21 protein-coding genes and 1 other RNA gene are annotated in these 21,810 nt (G+C 42.9%); 7 read left to right on the top strand and 15 right to left on the bottom strand.

Translation table 11 applies throughout. From position 1 onward, the window contains the following. The first annotated feature begins 209 nt into the window (after positions 1-209). Positions 210-1,028, top strand: coding sequence for a hypothetical protein (locus MCT08_RS06350; protein ID WP_274678059.1), 819 nt, complete (start codon positions 210-212; stop codon positions 1,026-1,028). Between the two features lie 371 nt (positions 1,029-1,399). Here the strand turns inward: MCT08_RS06350 and MCT08_RS06345 are convergent, their stop codons facing one another. The 4 genes from MCT08_RS06345 to MCT08_RS06330 form a co-directional block, all read right to left on the bottom strand. Further along, positions 1,400-2,023: a Tn7 transposase TnsA N-terminal domain-containing protein gene (locus tag MCT08_RS06345; RefSeq protein ID WP_274681340.1), complete on the bottom strand. Its 624-nt coding sequence runs from the start codon at positions 2,021-2,023 to the stop codon at positions 1,400-1,402. Between the two features lie 120 nt (positions 2,024-2,143). After that, positions 2,144-2,240, bottom strand: an RNA gene (gene ffs / locus MCT08_RS06340) — signal recognition particle sRNA small type. Between the two features lie 164 nt (positions 2,241-2,404). Next, complete coding sequence (locus MCT08_RS06335; RefSeq protein WP_274678058.1) at positions 2,405-4,426, bottom strand: GGDEF domain-containing protein; 2,022 nt, start codon at positions 4,424-4,426, stop codon at positions 2,405-2,407. 127 nt (positions 4,427-4,553) lie between these two features. Further along, positions 4,554-5,291, bottom strand: coding sequence for a VP0952 family biofilm-associated protein (locus MCT08_RS06330; protein ID WP_172532653.1), 738 nt, complete (start codon positions 5,289-5,291; stop codon positions 4,554-4,556). Positions 5,292-5,343: 52 nt separating this feature from the next. On the opposite strand from MCT08_RS06330, the gene MCT08_RS06325 reads away from it, so the two are divergent. After that, positions 5,344-5,646, top strand: a complete 303-nt coding sequence (locus MCT08_RS06325; protein ID WP_053312166.1) for an MGMT family protein — start codon at positions 5,344-5,346, stop codon at positions 5,644-5,646. A gap of 30 nt (positions 5,647-5,676) precedes the next feature. Here the strand turns inward: MCT08_RS06325 and MCT08_RS06320 are convergent, their stop codons facing one another. Further along, positions 5,677-6,108: a YbaY family lipoprotein gene (locus tag MCT08_RS06320; RefSeq protein WP_053312167.1), complete on the bottom strand. Its 432-nt coding sequence runs from the start codon at positions 6,106-6,108 to the stop codon at positions 5,677-5,679. A gap of 137 nt (positions 6,109-6,245) precedes the next feature. Between MCT08_RS06320 and tesB the strand changes: the two genes are divergently transcribed. Then, positions 6,246-7,106: an acyl-CoA thioesterase II gene (gene tesB / locus MCT08_RS06315; RefSeq protein WP_274675140.1), complete on the top strand. Its 861-nt coding sequence runs from the start codon at positions 6,246-6,248 to the stop codon at positions 7,104-7,106. A 64-nt stretch (positions 7,107-7,170) separates the two neighbouring features. Here the strand turns inward: tesB and MCT08_RS06310 are convergent, their stop codons facing one another. Then, positions 7,171-7,629 carry an Lrp/AsnC family transcriptional regulator gene (locus MCT08_RS06310; RefSeq protein ID WP_261917548.1) on the bottom strand — a complete coding sequence of 153 codons (459 nt, stop codon included), beginning with the start codon at positions 7,627-7,629 and terminating at the stop codon, positions 7,171-7,173. A gap of 119 nt (positions 7,630-7,748) precedes the next feature. Between MCT08_RS06310 and MCT08_RS06305 the strand changes: the two genes are divergently transcribed. After that, a complete protein-coding gene (locus MCT08_RS06305; RefSeq protein WP_168521605.1) occupies positions 7,749-8,819 on the top strand; it encodes a PLP-dependent cysteine synthase family protein in 1,071 nt (356 codons plus the stop codon). Positions 8,820-8,878: 59 nt separating this feature from the next. On the opposite strand, the gene MCT08_RS06300 is transcribed toward MCT08_RS06305, so the two are convergent. After that, entirely contained in the window at positions 8,879-9,196 is a 318-nt protein-coding gene (locus tag MCT08_RS06300) for a DUF1244 domain-containing protein (protein ID WP_053312171.1), read from the bottom strand. Between the two features lie 166 nt (positions 9,197-9,362). Further along, on the bottom strand, positions 9,363-10,235 hold the full coding sequence (locus MCT08_RS06295; protein ID WP_168780582.1) for a Tim44 domain-containing protein: 873 nt from the start codon (positions 10,233-10,235) through the stop codon (positions 9,363-9,365). 179 nt (positions 10,236-10,414) lie between these two features. On the opposite strand from MCT08_RS06295, the gene MCT08_RS06290 reads away from it, so the two are divergent. The 3 genes from MCT08_RS06290 to MCT08_RS06280 all read left to right on the top strand — a co-directional run bounded on the left by MCT08_RS06290 (position 10,415) and on the right by MCT08_RS06280 (position 13,977). Beyond that, positions 10,415-11,005 (top strand): TetR/AcrR family transcriptional regulator, encoded by a 591-nt coding sequence (locus tag MCT08_RS06290; protein WP_168786626.1) that lies wholly within the window; start codon positions 10,415-10,417, stop codon positions 11,003-11,005. A gap of 15 nt (positions 11,006-11,020) precedes the next feature. After that, positions 11,021-12,892 (top strand): MFS transporter, encoded by a 1,872-nt coding sequence (locus tag MCT08_RS06285; RefSeq protein ID WP_274678057.1) that lies wholly within the window; start codon positions 11,021-11,023, stop codon positions 12,890-12,892. A 161-nt stretch (positions 12,893-13,053) separates the two neighbouring features. After that, positions 13,054-13,977 (top strand): YeiH family protein, encoded by a 924-nt coding sequence (locus tag MCT08_RS06280; protein ID WP_274678056.1) that lies wholly within the window; start codon positions 13,054-13,056, stop codon positions 13,975-13,977. Between the two features lie 57 nt (positions 13,978-14,034). Here the strand turns inward: MCT08_RS06280 and MCT08_RS06275 are convergent, their stop codons facing one another. The 7 genes from MCT08_RS06275 to MCT08_RS06245 all read right to left on the bottom strand — a co-directional run bounded on the left by MCT08_RS06275 (position 14,035) and on the right by MCT08_RS06245 (position 21,647). Then, a complete protein-coding gene (locus tag MCT08_RS06275; RefSeq protein ID WP_171822959.1) occupies positions 14,035-14,208 on the bottom strand; it encodes a hypothetical protein in 174 nt (57 codons plus the stop codon). Positions 14,209-14,334: 126 nt separating this feature from the next. Beyond that, positions 14,335-15,777 carry an o-succinylbenzoate--CoA ligase gene (gene menE, locus MCT08_RS06270; RefSeq protein WP_274678055.1) on the bottom strand — a complete coding sequence of 481 codons (1,443 nt, stop codon included), beginning with the start codon at positions 15,775-15,777 and terminating at the stop codon, positions 14,335-14,337. Beyond that, entirely contained in the window at positions 15,777-16,763 is a 987-nt protein-coding gene (menC, locus tag MCT08_RS06265) for an o-succinylbenzoate synthase (protein WP_274678054.1), read from the bottom strand. Before menC ends, menE begins: the two co-directional genes overlap by 1 nt. 191 nt (positions 16,764-16,954) lie before the next feature. Further along, complete coding sequence (gene menB, locus MCT08_RS06260) at positions 16,955-17,821, bottom strand: 1,4-dihydroxy-2-naphthoyl-CoA synthase (protein ID WP_053312178.1); 867 nt, start codon at positions 17,819-17,821, stop codon at positions 16,955-16,957. A gap of 37 nt (positions 17,822-17,858) precedes the next feature. After that, complete coding sequence (gene menH, locus MCT08_RS06255; RefSeq protein WP_274678053.1) at positions 17,859-18,638, bottom strand: 2-succinyl-6-hydroxy-2,4-cyclohexadiene-1-carboxylate synthase; 780 nt, start codon at positions 18,636-18,638, stop codon at positions 17,859-17,861. After that, a complete protein-coding gene (gene menD / locus MCT08_RS06250; protein WP_261915305.1) occupies positions 18,628-20,343 on the bottom strand; it encodes a 2-succinyl-5-enolpyruvyl-6-hydroxy-3-cyclohexene-1-carboxylic-acid synthase in 1,716 nt (571 codons plus the stop codon). The genes menH and menD overlap by 11 nt, the downstream gene beginning before the upstream one ends. After that, positions 20,340-21,647: an isochorismate synthase gene (locus MCT08_RS06245; protein WP_168521585.1), complete on the bottom strand. Its 1,308-nt coding sequence runs from the start codon at positions 21,645-21,647 to the stop codon at positions 20,340-20,342. The genes menD and MCT08_RS06245 overlap by 4 nt, the downstream gene beginning before the upstream one ends. Positions 21,648-21,810 lie beyond the last annotated feature (163 nt).

Genomic DNA, 21,810 nt, shown 5'->3' with positions numbered 1-21,810 from the left:
ACCTTACCTAATCGTACAATACTTTAATACACCACCTGAAACAGTTTTGAACATTTCTGAGTTAGCGGCTTTACTAATTTAGCAATATACGAATAACTACAAGTATGGAAAATAGATTAACTTAGTGCCTAGTATTGATTGTGGAGTTCACTTTGGTAATGAGCGAGTTTCTAGTATTATGAACTATTATTTAATGTGGAGATTTGCCCTTGTTCGTTTACGCTCTCGCTTGTCTTAGTCTAGTAGCTATTGGCTATATTTTGGGGGCCAATGAGTTGTTATCGGGCTTTACTGCTAGCTTGTTGCCCTCCATTGTTACTGGTGTTATTAGCTCTGTAATAGTGTCACTGTTCTTCATTTACAAAGAAGAAAGAAATAAAGCGAAAATAGCGGCACCAAAACTCAACAGACTTTTAACAGTTTTCCGTATTTATTACACCGAATACATGCTTACCCCACATATAAAGCCTGACATTGTAGGCTTCAAAGGATACTGTGAGGATGCATTTGAATACTTACCAAATAAGAACGACATTAGCTTTAGACAGCTTTATGAAAGAAGTCGTTACACTAGTTTGCATCATATCCTTAGTTTAGGCTCAAAACATGAACAAGTAGGGTATCTTTCTGGTTTAGAGGAGCACCCACATTTAGATACTTTCTTATATATCACTAATGTAAAGATCAAAGAACTAATTATAGAGCTAGAGAAATACGCACATTGTTTAGACAAAGACGTTCTTGCAATTTTATTTGATTTACAGAACTCGTTGTACATATCTCTTTATGAAAGTTATTCAACTCCTAGCAGTGGAACATGGAATCAAATGTTGGAACTGTATAAAGATATTGATACCTACGGTGAGGGTGCTATTTTAGATTCAAAAGTTATAGCAAATGTTAAATATTCTCCAAATAAAATAAGAGCTGGCATTTTTTACCATATAGATGATAGTTTTGCATATTATTTTGAAAAAATGAGCCTCTTACAATTGGTTTATGATAAAAAATACAAAGAGTATTGTTGATTACTTGTTCGCATAGTAGTCATACTCAAATTTCTCTCGAGTTTACTCCCGTGATATACAAAGTGTTTACTAATGAAATATCTATCGGTTGGATTGTTTTTATTAAAAAATAGGCAATTACAGGGTGTGGGTAAGTATTCGGTCTAACTAGCTTTGGGGCAGAAACACGTTAGACCTAATGCTCTAGAGCTCACACCGAAAGTAAGCCAAAAAACAAAAAACCACCAAGCCTAGACTTGATGGTTTTGATTATTAACTGCTTGTTCAGCAGGATGGTTGCTTTCTTCCAGACCTATTCTTAGCTGCCTATGCGGCAGGACACTATTAACTATAAATAAAACCAAAAACATCATCAAAGTCTGACGCCATACCTAACACCAAACGTAGCTATTCAAACCAAAATCAGAACTTCTAATATCGGTTCTAACTCTCCCTGACGATAGCCAGCAGAGCGTCGATATCAGCGTTTCATGCTCAGATAGTCCTAGGTATTCAGATACTTCGCGTAACTGCACTTTTTGTTTACGTTGTATAAACCCAAGAACAGACTTTTGAACTTTTGTGACGGTATGCAAACCAGAATAACGATGTAATAGCTTGAGGTTGCTAAAAATAGGGTCAATGCGAATTTGTTTTTCTGTCACCAAAACAAGACGTTTTCCTTGCTCTTCAAGTGCTACCCGTTGTTTTTCAGCGAATCGCTGTCTGAAATCAGGTTTTAAGATTTGGCTTGAGTTCTTAATTTCAATAAGAGTAGACTCGTCTTTATGATCATCGGCTAAGAAGTCTGGCGTATAACGACACTTGCGACCATTAAAGTAGTAATAAAAACCGTGTGGTTGAGATATGTACCTTTTAACATCAGGGTTATATTCGAGATGGAAACAAAAATCGAACTCTAAAACAGAGAGAGTGCGAACGACAGCATCGTTTTTCAAGCTCATGAACTTGCAGATGTTGTGGACGTGAGAGGATTTTTTGGTTTGGTCGAACATAGTGCGCTTCACTTTTGTTGTAAACCTACAACAAAAAATAGACTATGCTGACTTATAGTGCGAATTTGCTAAATATTTTGCAATTTATGCTAAGTTATTTTGCAAACATCAGAAGGGTGGAAGCCCCAGCCACATCCCGGCACACAAGTCACTCGCTGCGGCTGCTTCCTTCCGGACCTGACCGAGTTCACGAGCTATTGTTGCGGGAGGACCAGGGCCTCCATAGATTTTTTATCTTGGTTTGAATCACCAAAGAGTGCGAGGATTATCAAGCATCACTCTGACTAATGCAAGCCGAAATCCTGACAGATTTCGTCATTTGGCTTTAAGTGACTAGCATTTAAACAATTCGGGAGGCAAAAAGACATATTTACCCTTATATTAACGAGTTGATGTACCTATCACTTTTAGTTTTGGGGTAGATTTTGGCTCTGCATGCCGATGTTTTGCTTGGTACATCGCAATATCGGTTTCATGAAGTACATCTTGCAAACTCATGAAATGATCACGTTGGTTTGATACACCAATCGCCACATTCACTTCAATGCTTAAACCTCTCTTCTCATCAATAAATAGGAATGATTCTAACTGCTTTAGAATGGAAGAGAGCGAGTCATTATTATATTGGCCGATAAGGATAAACTCATCACCACCAATGCGATAGCTGCGACCGCGCCAGATATTATTGATACGACTGGCTAGTGATTTAAGAACTTCATCTCCCACTTCATGCCCATAATTGTCGTTAATCGGTTTAAAGTTGTTCACGTCTAAATAGATCAGTGTTACGTAGCTATTTAATCCTCCGGAGTAGCGGCTATACAGCGCTCGGCGGTTACGCAGTTTGGTTAAGTTATCCGTGTTTGATTGCGAATGAAGGTACAGAGCGACAATGGATAGAAAACCGAGCACCAACATAAACAACCATTGAGTTTGTCGTGAAAATGCTTGCTCTGCGGCTAGCGTAGCACGCCAGTCTGGTTGATAGTCATAGCTGTTAATGATTTTGGGGGTATCAATCATCTTAATAGCACGAGAAAACAGCGGAGCAAGCGAGGCTCCCATGCTATTTTTAGGAAAACCAATAGCAATATCAGAAGAATAAAAACTACCGATCAAAGTATCTTCGACCAAAGGTAATAAGTTATCCGCTTCACGCAGTACCTGGTTGAAATTGGCTCGGCTCAAAACAACATAATCGACTTCTTTATTTAACAGTGCTTTGATCTGCTCATCCTGCATTTTATAAACGTTTAATGCTTTATGCGGTAACATTCCACTGAGCAGTTCTTCAAAAAAGTCATCTTTAATAACGCCAATACGCTCCACCACAAGTTCAGATATATTGCTATAGACATTATCTTTGTAGTTTTCACGCTTGACCAAAATAGCTTCTGGTCGATAGTAACTGTCGCTGAAGTAAAGCAAACTTTTCCGCTGTTGAGAAATCGTAACCGGGGCAAGAATATCAATCTGTTTATCAAGTAAATCACCATACATACTTTCCCATGTTTCATCAGCCGTACTAGCTAATTGACACTTAAGCAGTAAGATATCACACGCTTGAAATACAATATCTGCACTGATCCCTTTAACCTCACCGTTGCGTTGATATTGCGCAAATTGACTGGCATTTTCTAACTTTATTTTTAATGGTCGCTGTACATTGAGCCCGCTGTCGATAACGGACTGACGCAATGCTTGTTTACGAATATCAAATTGGTACTTCTGTACCGACTCACGTAATAACTTTTGCACAGCAGCAGAATGTACATACGACTCAATTTGCTTCAACAGTAGAGTATTGTGTTGTTTAGGTGTAATGATTGAAACAGGTTGAATCGGCAACTGATCATTGAGCAATTGTGCATCGAGGCCTTCCATCAACATCGGTTTTAGCTGATTAATTGCATCAACCACACCATCCACTTTTGCCGCTTTGAGTAATGCTTTAGCTTTAATAGCACCATCATATTCAATTAATTCAATGTGAGGATAATGATCGCGGAACAATGATCCATAAATGGTCCCTTTCGGCACGCCTACTGTTCTCATTTCATTTAACTTTGCATTGATATGACTGAACACATACGTATATTCAATATTGGTTGGGCTAGAGAAGTCGAATCGTTCGGCACGCTCATTGGTATAGGTAACGTTCGCGGCAAAATCACTTTCACCAGACTCAACCGATTTTAAAATCGCATCAAAACTGGGGTAATTGACATAGTCAATATCAAGATGGAATTGGTAAGCAACGGCATCAAACAAAACGCGAGTAACGACATCGTCAGCCTCTGTGGCAACGCGGTAAGTTTTATCAGTCACTATCGGGGCTGACACCGCGGTATTGGCCGCTAATATCGATCCGAGAAGACAAAGATGTAAAAAAGCTTTAGCCATGACGTGTAACATTATTTTTATCTGTTTTTTTGATAAAAACATCATATACCAATGCCGTTGATATGCATAAGCATGAACTAACATTAATATCTATAATTTTGCACTAAATGTGATTGTGCATTCACTTTTATTCTATTTGCTCTTCTGTGCTTTTGAGCAAATAATCCGTCATCCACGCCGTACACAATAGGCAGATCCAAACCACAAACACCGAGCTAGGTACCTCGCTCGTTGGTGACACAACCAAAGTTGCAAAGCCGACAGTGGGCAATGTCCAACACAGTAAAGGGTTCCAACTAAACGTGGTGAGTTTAGTTAAACTTTCCATCGATGCCATGATGCCAGTGATGCTGAGTGCGACCAGCACCGCATAAGAGAAGTCCGCCATCCACAAGGGTAATAACAGACATAGAGCCCACCAGCGATGTTTATTTGAGGGTTTCCAGTGTGAAGCTGCCCACCAGACCAGTATCACCGACAAGGTTTGAATGATGGTTAACCAACCAGTACCGCCCAGTTTTCCTGCCGACTGCGTAACAATAATACCCACTTGCAGAGTGACAACAATAAGCGCGCTGATTAATACAACTCCAAGCCGACTTCGCTTGGAAAATGCCACCATCAACAATGGCAGCAGCACCCAAATACTAACGGATAAAGCAATCGGTTGATAAGACAACGTAAAGCCGTATGTTGTCATCGCTGCAAGAAGTACTAAACCTGCCACTCCACCTTGTGGCAAAATCCACAAAGCAGGAATGACAACGGCCAAAACGGGAATGTCGCCGTCACTTAAACCGATGGCGCGCGCGCAAACTACAGCTAACGCTGTTGTGATCAGAAATTGAAATGTTGAAAATAGCATGCCCTCTCCTTATACCGTTCCTTGGTAACAATCGAACTAGGACATTATTAGTATGGACCAATTTTTAGCACAGATCTTTGCGGTGATTCACCAAATTCCAGAAGGAAGAGTAACAACCTATGGTGAAATTGCACATTTAGCAGGCTACCCCGGCTATGCTCGCCACGTCGGCAAGGCTTTAAGCCGCTTACCAGAAAGCAGTAAATTACCTTGGTATAGGGTTATTAATAGTAAAGGGGAAATATCCTTGAAAGGTGATGATTTAGAACGTCAAAAACGAAAGCTTATCGCAGAAGGGGTCGCGGTTACGGAAAGTGGTAAGGTTAAATTACGGCTCTACAAATGGCAGCCATAAATGCTGCCATTTATTATTCGTTAACCTTTTTTATTTGCTGCCGACACCAATCAAACGCAAATTGACATGTTTAGTGTTATTCTCATCAGTAATTACGGCATAATGTGTATCCGTGATAAAGCGAAGTTTTCCGTCAATTTCAATACGAGCGCTTACGCTATAGGTATGACGTGCATCAATTTTTCTGCTGTCAAAAGCTAAATCAAACTCAAGCGGCACTTGCATGCCATTGGTTTCAAAGCGGTGCTTAGCAATGATTTGGGCTGGTGCATCCGCTAATGACACATCTTGTAGCGTCACGGTAACTAATGCGTGGTCCGGCAATGCAATTCGCTCACGATACGCTACCGTACCAGTGATAGTTTGGATTGGTTTCGCAGAAGATGGTTTTGGTGATGACTGACAACCAACTAGAAGCAAACCTAGGGCTGCTGATACGATAAACAACAATGCCTTTTTCATAAAACCTCACTTATGATATTGAATTGTCGGTGAGTATAGGCATGGTTCACTTTTCTGTCATGTAAGCTTTTAGATATTGACAAAATAATGACTCAGTAAAAAATACGATAAAGAGATTGATAATTAGGTGAGGATCTATGAGTAAGCCACTAAATGAACTATTAGATTTACTACAACTCGAAAAATTAGAAGAAGGGCTATATCGGGGTGAAAGTGAAAATTTAGGCTTGCCACAAGTTTATGGTGGGCAGGTCATTGGTCAGGCTCTCTCCGCCGCTCGTTACACCGTAGAGTCAGACCGTACCGTTCACTCGTTCCACAGTTATTTTCTCTACCCTGGTGATCCTGAAAAGCCAATTGTATACGATGTAGAGAATCTCAGAGACGGCCGTAGCTTTAGTACACGCCGAGTCAAAGCGATTCAAAATGGCCGCCCTATTTTTTATCTCACCGCTTCATACCATGGTGAAGCCCCAGGATTTGAGCATCAAAACACCATGCCCAATATCCCAGGGCCGGAAAATTTTGCATCCGAATCAGAATTAGTCGAGCAAATCGCTCAATTTTTACCAGAGAAGGTAAAGAAAATGTTCTGTGGTGAAAAAGCGATAGAAATACGCCCTGTCACTGTGATTAATCCATTGAAACCCAAAAAAGCAGAGCCAAAACAATACCTTTGGATTAGAGCCAATGGCGCATTGCCCGACAACCAATTGATCCACCAATACCTGATGGGTTATGCCTCAGACTGGGGATTTTTAGTGACTGCACTGCACCCGCATGAAGTCTCTTTGATGACACCTAATTTTCAGGTTGCGACCATCGATCATTCCATCTGGTTCCATCGCCCCTTCAAAATGGATGAGTGGTTGCTCTACGCTATAGAAAGCCCAACAGCCAGTAACACACGCGGCTTAGTTCGAGGGGAAATCTATAACCGTCAAGGTGACTTGGTCGCAACAGCCGTTCAAGAAGGTGTAATGCGCTTTACTAAATAACGACCAACCAAAGCTTTACCTTAACCTAGGGTAAAGCCTTTGTGTTTTGAGTAACCGGCTCAGCTCATAAAGGTAATTGAGTGGTATATTTCAACGACTCCATAGCAAAGGTTGACGTAACATTACTGATACCTTCAACGCTATTGACCAGTTTTTTGTAAAACTGATCAAAACACTTCATGTCTTTTACCAGCACTTTCATCATGTAATCATATTCTCCGGCCATTCGATAAAATTCCATGATTTCTGGGTATTCCGAAACTGTCGCAACAAAACGGCTATACCATTCATGTGAATGGTCACTGGTTTTTATGAGCACAAACGCCGTAAAACTTAGGTCCAGCTTTTCAGGGTCTAACAACGCCACTTTCTTGGCGATCACACCGGATTCTTCTAATTTTTTCAATCGCTTCCAGCAAGGAGTTGTCGTCAGGTTTACCGCTTCAGCCAACTCATTGAGTGATAAGGTACTGTTTTGTTGCAGTAATGAGAGAATCATCCTATCAATTTTATCGAGTTCCATCTTTTTACCAAAAAAGGAGAATTATTTTCTCCAAAAATACAAAACCACAGTCAAGATAGCAAAGTTTTTCTCCTCAACTAAGGGTAAATTACACTTATAATAACAACGGAGATAGACTCATGTGTACTGATCATCAGTGGATTAATAATGCAATAAAAAAAATAGAAGCTGACTATCAACGCTCAGCCGACACGCACTTGATCAAATTAGATCTACCTTGTGTCGATGGCATTGACATCTATTTGAAAGATGAAAGCACACACCCGACAGGCTCGTTAAAGCATCGTTTGGCGCGTTCTCTTTTCCTTTATGCTATTTGTAATGGCTGGGTTGGCCCTGAAACCACCATTATTGAATCATCATCTGGTAGCACTGCGGTTTCTGAAGCGTACTTCGCCCGCTTGCTTGGTTTGCCTTTTATCGCGGTGATGCCGAAATGTACGGCTCGCAAGAAAATCGAGCAGATTGAAATGTACGGTGGTCAGGCACATCTTGTTGATCGTTCAGACCAAATTTATGCTGAATCTCACCGCTTAGCACAAGAGCTCAATGGTCACTATATGGACCAATTTACTTATGCAGAACGCGCAACAGACTGGCGTGGTAACAGCAACATTGCCGACAGCATTTTTAGCCAAATGAAAATGGAAGACCACCCCGTTCCTACTTGGATTGTCATGAGTCCTGGTACTGGTGGTACTTCAGCAACGATTGGTCGCTTTATCCGCTACCAAAAATACGACACAAAACTGTGTGTCGTTGATCCTGAAAACTCAGTATTTTACGACTACTTCCAAAGCCGTGATCCTAACCTTACTCTGGTCTGCGGCAGTAAAATTGAAGGGATTGGTCGCCCACGTGTTGAACCTAGTTTTATTCCTGGCGTAGTCGATGATATGCGCAAAATCCCAGATGCAGCAAGCCTTGCAACCGCCTATTGGCTAGAAAAATTACTTGGAAGAAAAGCAGGCCCATCGACAGGCACTAACTTGTACGGTGTATTGCAACTCGCCAGTGAAATGAAACAACGCGGTGAGAAAGGGTCAATTGTGACACTGTTGTGCGATAGCGGTGAACGCTATTTAGACACGTACTATAACCCAGAGTGGGTTGCCCGCAACATCAGTGATCTACAACCTTATTTAGATAAACTGAACCTGTTCGAGCAAACCGGCCATATAATGAATTAACTATTCTCAAATTCAAAAGCCTTTTAGCAAAACGCCCTCTGTGATGGGGGCGTTCTCGTTTATTTATTCTGTTTAGCTTCAAAAGCCGCAAGTTGCTCTGGAGTAGCCGGCGGCTGATGATTCAGCTTCCACTCATCATAAGTCATGCCATATACACGCTCGCGGGCGTCATCGATATCCAGTTCAATCCCTTGGTTATCCGCTTCCGCTTTATACCATTTACTAAAGCAGTTACGACAAAAACCCGCAAGAATCATTAAATCTATATTTTGCACATCTTTATTATCATCTAAATGTGCTAGCAGGCGACGAAAAACCGCAGCATCTAGCTTATCTTGCTCTGCTTGTTCAAGGTTTTTATATTTAAATTCAGCCACTTTATTTCCTTTTTATTTTTATTGAAGACAGACATGAGTATGTCTTAACTATCACCCCTTGCCAACGTCTTACAAGATTGTGGGAGATAAGAAAGACAAAACGCCCAAGAAGACTTGAGCGTTTAATATGATCATCAGATTAATGTATAACCTTAAATAACAGCGGTTAGCCTTGAATACCGACAATTAACCATGGCGCATTAGGCTGAGTGAGATCTCGTTCTAAATGCCACACATCTTCAATATCTTCTTCAATACCTTCTACAGCATCACGATAACGACCGCTAAACTGCAAGCTAAGCTGCGCTTTGTTAGCATCGTAGTCAGCACGAACGATTTCAGCATCAACGTACATCACGTCGGTATGTTGTTCACCCTCTAACTTAGCACGCTCTTGCTTTAGGTCTTCAAACAAGCTTGGAGACACATACTCTTCAACCGTTTCAAGTTGGTTGTGGTTCCACGCACCTTGTAAAATACGGTAGTGCTCACGTGCACCATTTACAAAGGAGACTTTATCAAAACCAGCAGGATAGTTATGCGGGATATCGCTGTGTGCATTGGCACCAAATCCACCCGTTGCTTGTGGTTGCTGTTCGAAGTTGTGAACGTTAGGTTGTTCAAATTGATGTTGATTGCTGTTCGCACCACCAAAAGCTGGTTGTTGTCGATTCATACTGCCTTGCTTGGCTCCAAGCATGCCGCGCATAAGCTTGAATAAGACAAACGCGATAAGGCCCATGATAAGAATATCCATAAACTGGATACCTTCAAACGCACCACCAAAGAAGGCAGCAAGAAGGCCGCCCGCTAACAAACCGCCAAGTAAGCCGCCCATTAGACCTTTTTTGCTCGAACCAGCTTTACCTGTTTGATCTTGTTTAATTGTGTCATTTTTTGGTGTTTGTTGTTTTGGCGCAGGTGCCGTTTTAAAACTTTTACCAAATGACTTACCGCCACCAAATTTCTTTGCTTCGGCTATTGGAGTGACCGCAACAGCGACCATCAGTAGCGCAACAAGGGAAAAAAGACGTTTCATGTTTTTCCTTAGGGTTATTTTTTATTGAGGCGCTACCATCATAACCACTTCGGATATACAAGAAAACCTCTGCTTTAAGTGGACATGTATCAGAATATTGCAAATAAAGTGTGTATCAGTTGACGCTTATACACCACCTATCTAGAATATCGAACATTGTTCATTATTAAAACATAACCATGGCAAGACGAAACGATCACACCCGAGAAGAGCTGATTAAATTGACACTCAAGGTAGTAAAACGCTTTCTTGAGGATCACACCTATCATGAGTTAAGTTTACGCAAAATCGCCACCATGATTGGCTATGTACCAAGTACGTTAGTCAATGTGTTTGGTAACTACAATTTGCTGCTTTTGCATGCCGTAGCACAAACGCTTGATGAATTATCAGCGCAAGCTAAAAAAGCCGTCAATCAATGTGATGACCCAAGACAAGCGCTCTATCTGTTAGCCTACTGCTATCATGACTTTGCTTTGCAGCATCCTAATCGTTGGCAGCTTATTTTCGAACACAATATGAATGGCGAAGCCCTACCTGACTGGCAAGCTGAGCGCATAGATACCATGACAACCATGCTTGAAGGTTTGTTACAAATAATCGCACCACAGCGCACCAAACAAGAAATTTTGCAAGCAAGTCGCGTATTATGGTCTGGCGTGCATGGTATTACCTTATTAAGTGTAGATGACAAGTTTTTCGCAGCCGAACCGATTGATGGTAAGGAGCTGATCGAAAACTTACTCTCCAATTATCTCACTAACTGGTAAAAATAAGGAATAGCAATGCCTCAGCATCAATCCTCGCTGCTTACTCAACGACGTTTTCTACCTTACTTTATCACCCAGTTTTTTGGGGCTTTTAACGATAATATTTTCAAAAATGTACTGCTGCTTTTCGTCGCTTTTGCCGGTGCGAATGTTTTACCTATATCAAGCAACCTTTTTATAAACCTCGCTGCTGGGTTATTCATTCTGCCTTTCTTCCTCTTTTCAGCCTCTGCGGGTGTGCTTGCAGACAAGTACGAGAAATCCGCCTTTATTCGTAAAGTCAAACTAGCCGAAATTGGCATTATGTGCCTTGGAGCAATAGGTTTTATTACTGAAAGTTATGCTATTTTACTGTTGTTACTCTTTTTAATGGGCACGCAATCGGCATTTTTTGGCCCAGTAAAATACGCATTACTCCCTCAACAGCTTAAATCTGAAGAGCTGGTTCCTGGCAATGCGTTAGTAGAAACGGGAACTTTTCTGGCGATTTTATTAGGTACGTTAGGTGCTGGGTTGATTGCGTCAGCAGAGAATGCAAAATACGTTGCCGCTGCAGCGGTTGTCGTGTTCGCTATTGTGGGTTACTTAGCCAGTCGCCATATCCCTAATGCTCCCGCTTGCGCACCTGATTTGAAGTTTCGTTGGCAGCCAATCAAACAAACCAAGCAAACCATTGCCATAGCAAAAAGTGACCGCACAATTTTTCAATCGATAATGGCCATCAGCTGGTTTTGGTTTTTGGGCGCAGCCTATTTAACTCAATTTCCTAATTTCACTCACCATTATTTAAATGGTAACGAAAGCGCTGTCTCCTTTTTGCTGGCGCTCTTTTCGATTGGAATTGCCACCGGTTCAATGACATGCGATAGGCTCTCTAACCATCGCATCGAAGTCGGTATCATTCCTATTGGTAGCTTTGGTATTACTATTTTTGGTTATTTGATGGCACAAGCGGTTCCTGATAGCTTGCCGATATTTACCGACTTTCATAGCTTTTTAAGCTACCAACCACTGTGGCCATTATTTTTCTATTTGCTGATGATTGGTGTCTCTGGTGGTATCTTTATTGTGCCTTTATACGCCTTAATGCAGCAACAAGCTAAAGTGACACAGCGAGCACAAGTGATTGCCGCACTCAATATTTACAATTCACTATTTATGGTCGGTAGTGCCATTTTAGGTATTGTTTGTTTAACTATACTGGAACTCTCCATCCCTCAATTGTTTGTTATTTTAGCGTTACTCAATCTATTCGTTACGCTCTATTTGTGCTTACAGGTGCCCATGTTTTTAGTTCGTTTTTTAGTGTGGATTTTGACTCACACTATGTACCGAGTGAACCATAAAAACCTGCATCATCTCCCCGAAAAAGGCGGAGCATTGATCGTATGTAACCATGTCAGCTATATGGATGCATTGCTACTCAGCGGCGTGTGCCCACGATTAATCCGATTTGTGATGGAAGAAGATTATGCAAACTTGCCGCCTTTGCGCCGATTCCTAAAGCGTGCTGGCGTTATTCCTATTTCGGCAAGTAATAGAAGCTCTATTCGTCGCGCTTTTAGTGAGGTAGAACAAGCATTAGCTGAAGGTCATATCGTGTGTATTTTCCCTGAAGGACAATTAACCGCCGATGGTGAAATCCATGATTTTATGCGCGGAATGGATATCATCTTAAAACGCAGTCCCGTCCCTGTCATACCGATGGCTTTAAAAGGGCTGTGGGGCAGCTACTTTAGCCGAGTAAAAGGGCAAGCGTGTCGCGGCTTACCGACTCGATTCTGGTCTCGTCTCGAAATAGAAGCCGGAGAACCTGTTGCTCCGTTACAAGCCACAACACAAGTGATGCAAGAAAAAGTCATTCAACTACGTGGAGACTGGCGTTAACACGCTTACGAATTGCGCTTTGTCTCTGCGTAATACTCTACTCTCATTGCCATCATTTTGAACTGGCGTTCAATAAAACTGAACGCCAGTTCAAAACATCGAAACTACAATCGCGTGTGTATCCTATACAATGACACTCTTCTTATCTTTCGATTAATACGATGAACATCTCTTTTAAGCACATTGCATTTTTACTGGCCGCTATTGCTTGTTTAACACCTTACATCACCTCTCCTACCGCTTTGGTAATTGGCTTTTTTATGGTGAGTGTAGGTTTGGTGCCAGGCAATCTACCGATTACCAAAATGACTAAGAAATTGCTCGCCTATTCAATCGTCGGCTTGGGGTTTGGTATACCTTTGCAAGAAGCGTTAACGGTAACCAGCAATGGGATAGGACTTATTATTGCTTCGATTACAGCCACGTTATGTGTAGGCTGGGTATTAACTAAACGGCTAGGATTGGCACGAAAAACTGGCTATCTTATTGCTTCAGGCACAGCAATTTGTGGTGGTAGCGCCATTGCTGCGGTCGCCCCAGCCATCAATGCTGACGATGATGAAATCGGTTTAGCGCTGGCCACCGTTTTTGTCTTAAACTCGGTTGCTCTGTTTATATTTCCACTCATTGGCCATGCTTTGCAGCTCGATCAACACACTTTTGGTACTTGGGCAGCCATCGCTATCCATGACACCTCTTCTGTTGTAGGGGCAGCTTCTGCTTATGGCGAAGAAGCACTTAAAACCGCGACAACACTAAAGCTCGCGCGAGCCTTGTGGATAGTACCTGTTGCTTTAATCAGTACGATGATTTTTCGCAGCCAATCCAAGAAAGTCACTATCCCTTACTTCATTGTCTTTTATTGCATCGCAATTTTAGTCAGTGATTTTTTTCCGCAGTTTGATGCGATATATAACGCAATCTTTGCTGTGGCGAAAAAAGCACTCGTCGTTTGTCTATTTTTGATTGGTTGTGGTATTTCAGTAGAAAAACTTAAAGCATCAGGACCGAAACCCCTGATTCTTGGCATCACTCTATGGTTTGCTATTTCAGTTTCATCATTGGCGTGGTTAATGTTCGCTTAATACCAAAATGGGAAAATAGAACAACGATGTATCAGGTGATATTAAGAAAGGCAAAGCCTAAAAATCTTCAGTTTTGAAAGTTGCTTGCTGAGACTTATCGATTCGATATCTAAACAGCCACACGACAATAGCAATAAAAGCAAATAACTCAGCAACTGAGCGAACCACGCCCTCACTGCTTATCGATATTCCAACAAGTAGCGCGATGATGATGATAAATACGCCTTTCATTATTTCTCGCTATTCCAAACTCTGCTTTTTAATAACTTCATTATGAGGTTGAGTTATAAGCTTGAGAAATTCAGTTTTGGACTATCTAATAACTAAGGCGTGTTGTACTCGTGAGGTGAGTGCGAGTTAATCGGCGATTCGGTACTGGGGTTGGTGGTTGGACAACCACGCTTTAAGCGCACTACGAGAGACTTTGATGCCTGAGTCTGCCAATGCTTCTGGCATCAAAAAATAAGCCACTGGCCATTTAAACTTATCTAATTTACCCGTCAACCACAGCTCTATTTCTTGCTGATTAAGTGGTAAATTCCCACGTACCACGGCAATCGCTCGGCAGCCGAACTCAGCATCTTTAACCGCTACAACCATCGCTTGTTCAATATCAGGGTGGCGATTGAGCACCGTTTCAATTTCTTCACAGTGAATATTCTCTCCGCCGGAAATAAATTGGTTATCGGCTCGTCCGATAATACGCAGTTCGTCACCTAACCATTCGCCGAGATCTTTACTGTCAAACCACCCCATAGCATCGACAAAAGGAATAACAATCCCCTGGCGATAGTAACCACTGGCCAGAGTCTCACCACCAATCCATATACGCTTTTGTTCTATTTTCAACTGGCGATTCGGTAATAAATAACCCGCACTATTTTGAGTATCTACCCGCTTGGCGGTGACTGTCGACGCAGCCTCGGTCATGCCATAACCTAACCAAGTTGCAATACCAAGTTGTGCTGCTTGTTGGCTGAGACTATGTGGAATATGACTACCACCAAGCAAAACATGAGTTAAAGTAAGTGCTTGCCCGCTTTCAAGCAGACGTTTTAATTGCGTAGCCACCAAAGAAGCATGAGTGACTTGCTGGATATCTTGACTCAGTTCTCCACACCCAACTTTTAAACACGCCCCAGCACTAAGCCAGCGGTAGATAATCGCCAAGCCAGAAACATGATACATCGGCAAACTCAATAGCCATGTATCCTGCTCTGTATAAGGAAAGTGCGCCAATAGCCCAGTTGCAGAAGCAAAATGCTGTGCAGAAGTATGGACGACCGCTTTGGGCTCACCCGTTGAACCGGAAGTAAACACGATCGAGCTCAATCGCTTTGCGTCAAAACCTTCCGCAATGGGAGTGCTACTCGCTAGCATCTGGCTATCATCAAGCTTAACGACCTCTGTTTTTGGTGTTAATGCGGCGATTTCAGCAGTGCTCAACGCCGCACCACACCCGAGCCACAAGCACGCGGTTTGGTCCGGCTTATATAGGGTCTTCAGCTTTTTTTGAAGCAGTTCGTAAGGCTGCGGCATGGTTATCGCGCAGATCACGCCAAGTTTAAGGCTCGCCAAATACAAAAACAGCAATTCAGGGCTATTTTTACCCACCAACGTTAATACGTCATTGGCTTTCAGCCCTTGCTGCCTAAGCACATCAGCATAGCTATTCACTAACTGTGTTAACGCTGACCACGTGTAATCACCTGATGGGGTAATTAAAGCCAGTGAATTGGCCACCTGTTGCGCTTTCTGCTCCCAAGGGAGAGAAGATAATGTGTGCCGAGCTTGTTGCATTATGACTGCCAAACAACGCACTGGTTAGTCAAAGATTGCAGTGGTAAATCGCACCCCGGCCAACTCACTTCTAATTGGGCTTTAAATAAACCAATCGTGTCTAGCCCTGGCACTTCGTCAGGCAATTGCCACTGTGCCAAACGGGCTAATTGGCAAAGCCCCAAACTGGATTCAATGCTTGAACTTATCACCGCTTGAATGCCCATCGCTTTGGCTTTTTCAATCAATGCAATGCAACGGGCAACAGAGCCAATCAATGTCGGTTTAATCACAATGGCTTTTGCACCCGTTAAGTCTTCTAAACGAAAATCATCTCGGCGCACGGCATGTTGCAGTGTTTCGTCCCAGGCAATGGCGATACCACTGTTAATCGCAAACGCGAGACTGTGACTTGGCGACTGACATGGCTCTTCTAAAAAAGCAATGCGTTGACGTACCGAAGGAGAAACATACTTGGCAAACTGTTCCGCTTTAGCTGGCGTCCAAGCGCGATTCGCATCCAGACGAAGTTGTAAATCAGGCATCGATTCTAAAAATAGGTTCACTAGCATCCCATCACGGATCGCCTCATAAAGACCCACTTTTACTTTCGCCACTTTTTTACCCGGCATGGCATTTAACAATGGAATCAACTCATCAGGGTCACCAGTGCATAAAGGTGCTGCGTGATAGTTGCCCATTTGTGGCAATTCACCATTCAGCTCAAGCTCTGCCATCGAGAGGCCAAAGGCAACCGAAGGGAAAAGATCATCATAGGCAATTTGCTCACCACCAACCCAAAGCTCAAGTTGTTGCGCGGCTTGCTGTTGTGCTTCTTCAGCTGACTCCACACTAAAACCGACCAGCGGTGCAACTTCACCTAAGCCTTTATTTTCGCCTTCGCACAACTCAATTATGAAGCCTTCGCGCTCCACCAGCTTTTGATCACGAAGAATTACGCCGCTATCCATCGGTAGACAGTAACGATATAGTTTGGCACTGCGCATAAATTTCATCTCTTTCTTAATGACGTTCTCTAGAGAGTAATAAATCTTCTCTAGCTATAATTTTCCTACTTGAAGTTGTTTGGGTATATCAATGTACCGTGAATAAAAACAGCCATCAAAGGCGATAAGAGATGCTTAGTACTACTAATAAGCACCTCCAATATGACCATGAAACGACTGATGAGATTCAATTAAGGGTTGCGAGGAAATTTATTAAACTCTGGGCGTCTTTTTTCATTAAACGCATTACGACCTTCTTGGCCTTCTTCTGTCATATAGAACATCATGGTTGCGTTACCCGCCAGTTCTTGTAGGCCGGCTTGACCATCACAGTCAGCATTTAATGCTGCTTTCAGGCAGCGCAGCGCCATAGGGCTATGCTGGAGAACTTCACGACACCAACGTACCGTCTCTTTTTCTAGTTCATCAACCGCAACGACGGTATTCACTAAGCCCATATCCAACGCTTCTTTCGCGTCGTAAAAACGGCATAAGAACCAAATTTCACGCGCTTTTTTCTGACCAACGATACGGGCCATGTAAGAAGCACCCCAACCGCCATCAAATGACCCCACTTTTGGACCAGTTTGACCAAACTGTGCGTTTTCAGCCGCGATGGTTAAGTCACACATCATGTGTAATACATGACCACCACCTACTGCCCACCCAGCAACAGAAGCAATGACAGGTTTTGGACAAGTGCGAATTTGGCGTTGGAAATCAAGTACATTAAGGTGGTGCGTACCTGAATCGTCACGGTAGCCGCCGTAATCACCACGAATTTTTTGATCGCCCCCAGAGCAGAAAGCATCTTCGCCCAAACCAGTAAGAATGATCACACCAACTTGTTCGTCATAGCGTGCGTCCGCCAGCGCATTGATCATCTCTTTTACAGTTTGAGGGCGAAATGCATTGCGCACTTGTGGACGAGCGATGGTGATTTTTGCAATGCCATCTGGGGATTTGTGATAGTGAATATCTTCATATGCTGCGCCGCAGTCATTCCACACAACGGGCGCGTACAATTCTTCTTCAGTAATACCAACAGTTTTAGCCATGATGATTTTCCATTGTTGTTCTAAATTCGATGCTTATTTAGCATCGACGTATAAATTCTCGAATAATTTCGGCAAAAGCCTGTGGCTGCTCTTGGTGAACATTATGTCCAGCGTCTGGCACAGGGTAATACCGCAAACCACTTTGCTTGGCCAATTGGGTAAACTTAGTGTCGTTCTCGCCACAGACATAACACATTGGTATCTGCGACGACTTTAACTTATCAAGCAAATAAGGCTGTTTAGCAAGCGAGGTAGAAACTAGCGTCTGAGCAACCGCAGCGCCAAGGTTAGCACTACGTTTTGTGATTAAGGTTTGTCTTTGCTCATGATTTAATGAAGAAAATACCGCTTGCTGATACCAATCGCCCAACACTTGTTCAATTGGCTCACTTTTGAACCGTTCTGACCAAGCTGTGTCACTGGCAAGTCGCTCACTTCTGAGTGCGTCATTCTGTAAACCAAAATTACCGCCTTCGATCACGACACCTTGAATATTAAGTGTATTGAAACATTGCATCGCAACACCATACATCGCCATTCGTCCGCCTAAAGAATAGCCGATCAGAACAATAGGAGTATTCGGCGCTATGTGCCGATTAATGATATTAGAAATGTGATTACAATCAGCTTCAAAGCCACCGCTTGGGGTTGATTGGCTTATACCATGCCCTGGCAGTTCAATCGTCACACAACGATAGTCTGTGAGGTAATGAATACTCTCTAGCCAATCATCACCACCCCCCAATAAACCATGAACAAACACCAACACGGGTTCGCTGTTTATCGCTATTGGCTGTGGACGTCGACTAGCTGGCATCAATTTGCTGAGTAAATTGTTTAAGTTGAGTTGAAGCTTGTTCAGGAGGTGTGATCACTTCAACGATTAATGTTCCTTGTCCCTGCTGTAAGTGCTCACTCACGGCAGATTGATACGCGGATAATGTTTGAGGACGAACATAGGACAAACCAAATTGCTTGGCCGCAAACTTAAACTGATAGCCATGAGGCATTTGATAAAGCGCTGACTTTTGAGCGGCAGGTACTGGCAATAAATCAAAAATCGCCCCTCCATCGTTATTGGTGACCACAATCACTAATGGCGCACAAGTATGAGTGACTAGTGCAAGAGAGTTGAGATCATATAATAAGGCGGTATCACCGATAAGCATAAGCATCGGCTGTTGGTTAATGCGTTGCACACCAGCCATGGTTGCCACTAAGCCATCAATGCCAGAAGCACCTCGGTTGGAATAGACATGGCGATTGTCGAGCGTAGCAAACATATCAACTAGGCGCACAATTAGGCTGTTACCAAGAAAAAGATCAGCATTTTGGCTACGCTCAGCAAGATCCAACGCAACCGCAATTTCACTTAATGACTCATCACCACACAAATGCAGTTGTGCCAGTTGCTCAAGCTCGCTAGCTTTGCTTTTTAATTGGTCAGCCCAACCTGCTTGAGTCGCACCTAATGCCGTCCACTTGCTAATGTGCGTTTCGACCCACTGTTCAATATCAGCAACAAAGTGCCATTGAGGTAAGTGGGAAGGGTTATTACGCTCAGCTTGAGATGAAACATATATATACTGCGCTGCGCGCTGCGTAACCTGTTCACTTAACCATTGATTAAGCCTTTTCGACACTAAACGAGATCCAAATTGAACAATCACCTCACATTCGCTGAGCTGCTCTTTCGCTACGCTATTTTGCAGCCATAAATCAAAATGTGCCCAGTCGCTGTTCACCCCAGATTGTGGATCACACAATACTGGCCAACCGAGTTTATTTGCAAACTGCTTGGCTTTCTTTGCGTTTGCTAGGTTCAATGAACCAATAATGACTAAACCTTTTTTATTAAATAGCTCACCACAATCCATGCTTTCAGTGCACCATTGCCCAAAGCTTGAACTGTATGGCTGAGAGCTTGACTGCCATGAATCGATAGATGCTAGATAGCCAGCAAACTGGGTTTTATCCCCTTGCGAATATAAAGGTTCGGGAAATGGGCAGTTAATGTGTACCGTTCCACCTTGTCGAGCTTGGTTTGCCATCATTTCATCAAGGCTAGTGAGCAGCCAGGTTAATGGTACTGCGGTATTTGGGCTCGGTAAGTTAAGGGTTTGAGTCACATGTGAAGAATAGATGCCAACTTGATTGATGGCTTGATTCGCACCACACCCTACTAACTCAAGTGGGCGATCTGCGCTTAAAACCACCAATTTTTCGCCGGTGAGTTTAGATTCAGCAATCGCTGGCAACAGATTAGCCACCGCGGTGCCAGAGGTCACGATTACCGCGACTGGCTTTTGACTTGCCTTGGCTAATCCCAAAGCTAAAAAGCCTAAACCACGTTCATCAAAATGCGTATGCAGTGTGAGTTTTTGATTGGCATCCGCTTCAAGGGTCAAAGGAGTCGAGCGCGAACCCGGTGCAATACAAACCTCTTCAACATCCAAACGTGTCAGCTCTTCAAGAAGGGTCTGGCTCCAAATTCGATTCAATACCGCTTGATCTTGTTTCATGATGCGACTCCTAGTGGCAAGTGGTCACTGATCAAACTCAACAATGTTGACATCTTTTTATCTAGTTCTTGCCATTCATATTCCGCCACTGAACCGGGGACAATCCCAGCCCCAGCAAATAGCTGCACTTGTTTATCCACTAATAACGCACTGCGAATGGCCACACAAAACTCCGCTTTTTGATGGCTGATATAGCCTACCGAACCAGCATACCACCCACGAGCAAAAGGTTCATGGGCGAGAATGAAATCCATCGCCTCTTTGCGCGGTAAACCTGCAACCGCAGCCGTAGGTTGCAATGCACTGAGCAGTTGCACACCGTTAATGCCTTTTTTAAGCTGAGCATGGATACTACGTTTTAAATGCTGCACTTTACGTAACCGCACTAAGCGCGCTTCCTGTTCTACCTCAACACATTCAGAATGTGGCGTTAAACGCTCAACAATATCATCCACCACATATTGGTTCTCATTGAGATTTTTACTGTCTTGAGAGAGCCAATTTGCCAATTCCATATCTTGGCTCGCATTCATGCCACGACCAATGGTTCCAGCCAGAGCTTCCGTATAAAGCTCATTTCCTTGACGCGCATATAAACGCTCAGGGGTTGAGCCCATAAAGCTGTGTTTTTGGTCCAGTGCTAACAAAAAATGAAAACTGTGATGGTTTTGCGTAGAGCTAGCTTTCAACAATTGCGCAGCACTGAGTGGCGAATCTAAATTCAGTGTTGTTTTTCTTGCTAGCACCACTTTCTTAAATGCATTTGCCTCAATCCCATCAAGTACCTGATCGACAAGCTGCTGCCATTGATTCTCATTTGGCTCATGCTTTATGCATTCAATATGTGAAGAGATTGAACGTAATGGGCTTACATCCATTTGCAGTTTACTCAGCGCCGCTAAAGTACGGTGGCGTTCTGCGGTCACGTTAACAGCAATTGACCATTGTTCATCAAACCGAATCAATTCAATTTGTGGCAAAAAAAAGAATGACGACATGCAACGCTTGTTTTTATCGGTATTACCATCAAACGAGCGACCACCCCAGACACGTTGCTCAGCACCTAAAATAGTATAAGCAGGTTCTGGTTCAGAGAACGTATATAGTTGGCCTAACGCGACCACTTCTTCACGCGTGTCACGTGATTGCCAGTAAAACTTAGGGAAAATTGGTTGGGCTTCAAGCCAATCAATAGACGCGAAAAGTGGAGCTTCTTGCAAATTTTGTACAAAACGAACGTCATCATCCTTCGCGTCGTTTATTTGCTCTATCAACAGAGCAATGGCTTGATGAAAATGCGACAAATCGACCTCGTAAATATTGAGAGACGGGCTTTACTGATGGCTACTCTATTTAGACAGGCAGCGTAAATCAAGGTTGCCTCCCATCTTTTGCAAATTCCTGTGATAAAGAGCTAGCCTATCACTTCCGAAAAAGCACCCTATTGTAGATTTTTATTCTATCAAA

The sequence above is a fragment of the Vibrio aestuarianus genome, from assembly GCF_028858425.1.
GTDB classification, from domain to species: domain Bacteria; phylum Pseudomonadota; class Gammaproteobacteria; order Enterobacterales; family Vibrionaceae; genus Vibrio; species Vibrio aestuarianus.
The sequence above is the reverse complement of the archived record's forward strand: the minus strand, read 5'-3'. Positions and strand labels throughout refer to the sequence as shown.

Excerpts from the sequence above, each read along its gene's own strand:
- MCT08_RS06335 (WP_274678058.1), bottom strand. The coding sequence starts at position 4,426 with ATGGCTAAAGCTTTTTTACATCTTTGTCTTCTCGGATCGATATTAGCG.
- MCT08_RS06310 (WP_261917548.1), bottom strand. The coding sequence starts at position 7,629 with ATGGAACTCGATAAAATTGATAGGATGATTCTCTCATTACTGCAACAA.
- MCT08_RS06285 (WP_274678057.1), top strand. The coding sequence starts at position 11,021 with ATGCCTCAGCATCAATCCTCGCTGCTTACTCAACGACGTTTTCTACCT.
- menC (WP_274678054.1), bottom strand. The coding sequence starts at position 16,763 with ATGCGCAGTGCCAAACTATATCGTTACTGTCTACCGATGGATAGCGGC.
- MCT08_RS06320 (WP_053312167.1), bottom strand. The coding sequence starts at position 6,108 with ATGAAAAAGGCATTGTTGTTTATCGTATCAGCAGCCCTAGGTTTGCTT.
- MCT08_RS06290 (WP_168786626.1), top strand. The coding sequence starts at position 10,415 with ATGGCAAGACGAAACGATCACACCCGAGAAGAGCTGATTAAATTGACA.
- MCT08_RS06275 (WP_171822959.1), bottom strand. The coding sequence starts at position 14,208 with ATGAAAGGCGTATTTATCATCATCATCGCGCTACTTGTTGGAATATCG.
- tesB (WP_274675140.1), top strand. The coding sequence starts at position 6,246 with ATGAGTAAGCCACTAAATGAACTATTAGATTTACTACAACTCGAAAAA.
- menB (WP_053312178.1), bottom strand. The coding sequence starts at position 17,821 with ATGGCTAAAACTGTTGGTATTACTGAAGAAGAATTGTACGCGCCCGTT.
- MCT08_RS06280 (WP_274678056.1), top strand. The coding sequence starts at position 13,054 with ATGAACATCTCTTTTAAGCACATTGCATTTTTACTGGCCGCTATTGCT.
- MCT08_RS06325 (WP_053312166.1), top strand. The coding sequence starts at position 5,344 with ATGGACCAATTTTTAGCACAGATCTTTGCGGTGATTCACCAAATTCCA.
- MCT08_RS06295 (WP_168780582.1), bottom strand. The coding sequence starts at position 10,235 with ATGAAACGTCTTTTTTCCCTTGTTGCGCTACTGATGGTCGCTGTTGCG.
- MCT08_RS06345 (WP_274681340.1), bottom strand. The coding sequence starts at position 2,023 with ATGTTCGACCAAACCAAAAAATCCTCTCACGTCCACAACATCTGCAAG.
- MCT08_RS06330 (WP_172532653.1), bottom strand. The coding sequence starts at position 5,291 with ATGCTATTTTCAACATTTCAATTTCTGATCACAACAGCGTTAGCTGTA.
- menE (WP_274678055.1), bottom strand. The coding sequence starts at position 15,777 with ATGCAACAAGCTCGGCACACATTATCTTCTCTCCCTTGGGAGCAGAAA.
- MCT08_RS06305 (WP_168521605.1), top strand. The coding sequence starts at position 7,749 with ATGTGTACTGATCATCAGTGGATTAATAATGCAATAAAAAAAATAGAA.
- menD (WP_261915305.1), bottom strand. The coding sequence starts at position 20,343 with ATGAAACAAGATCAAGCGGTATTGAATCGAATTTGGAGCCAGACCCTT.
- menH (WP_274678053.1), bottom strand. The coding sequence starts at position 18,638 with ATGCCAGCTAGTCGACGTCCACAGCCAATAGCGATAAACAGCGAACCC.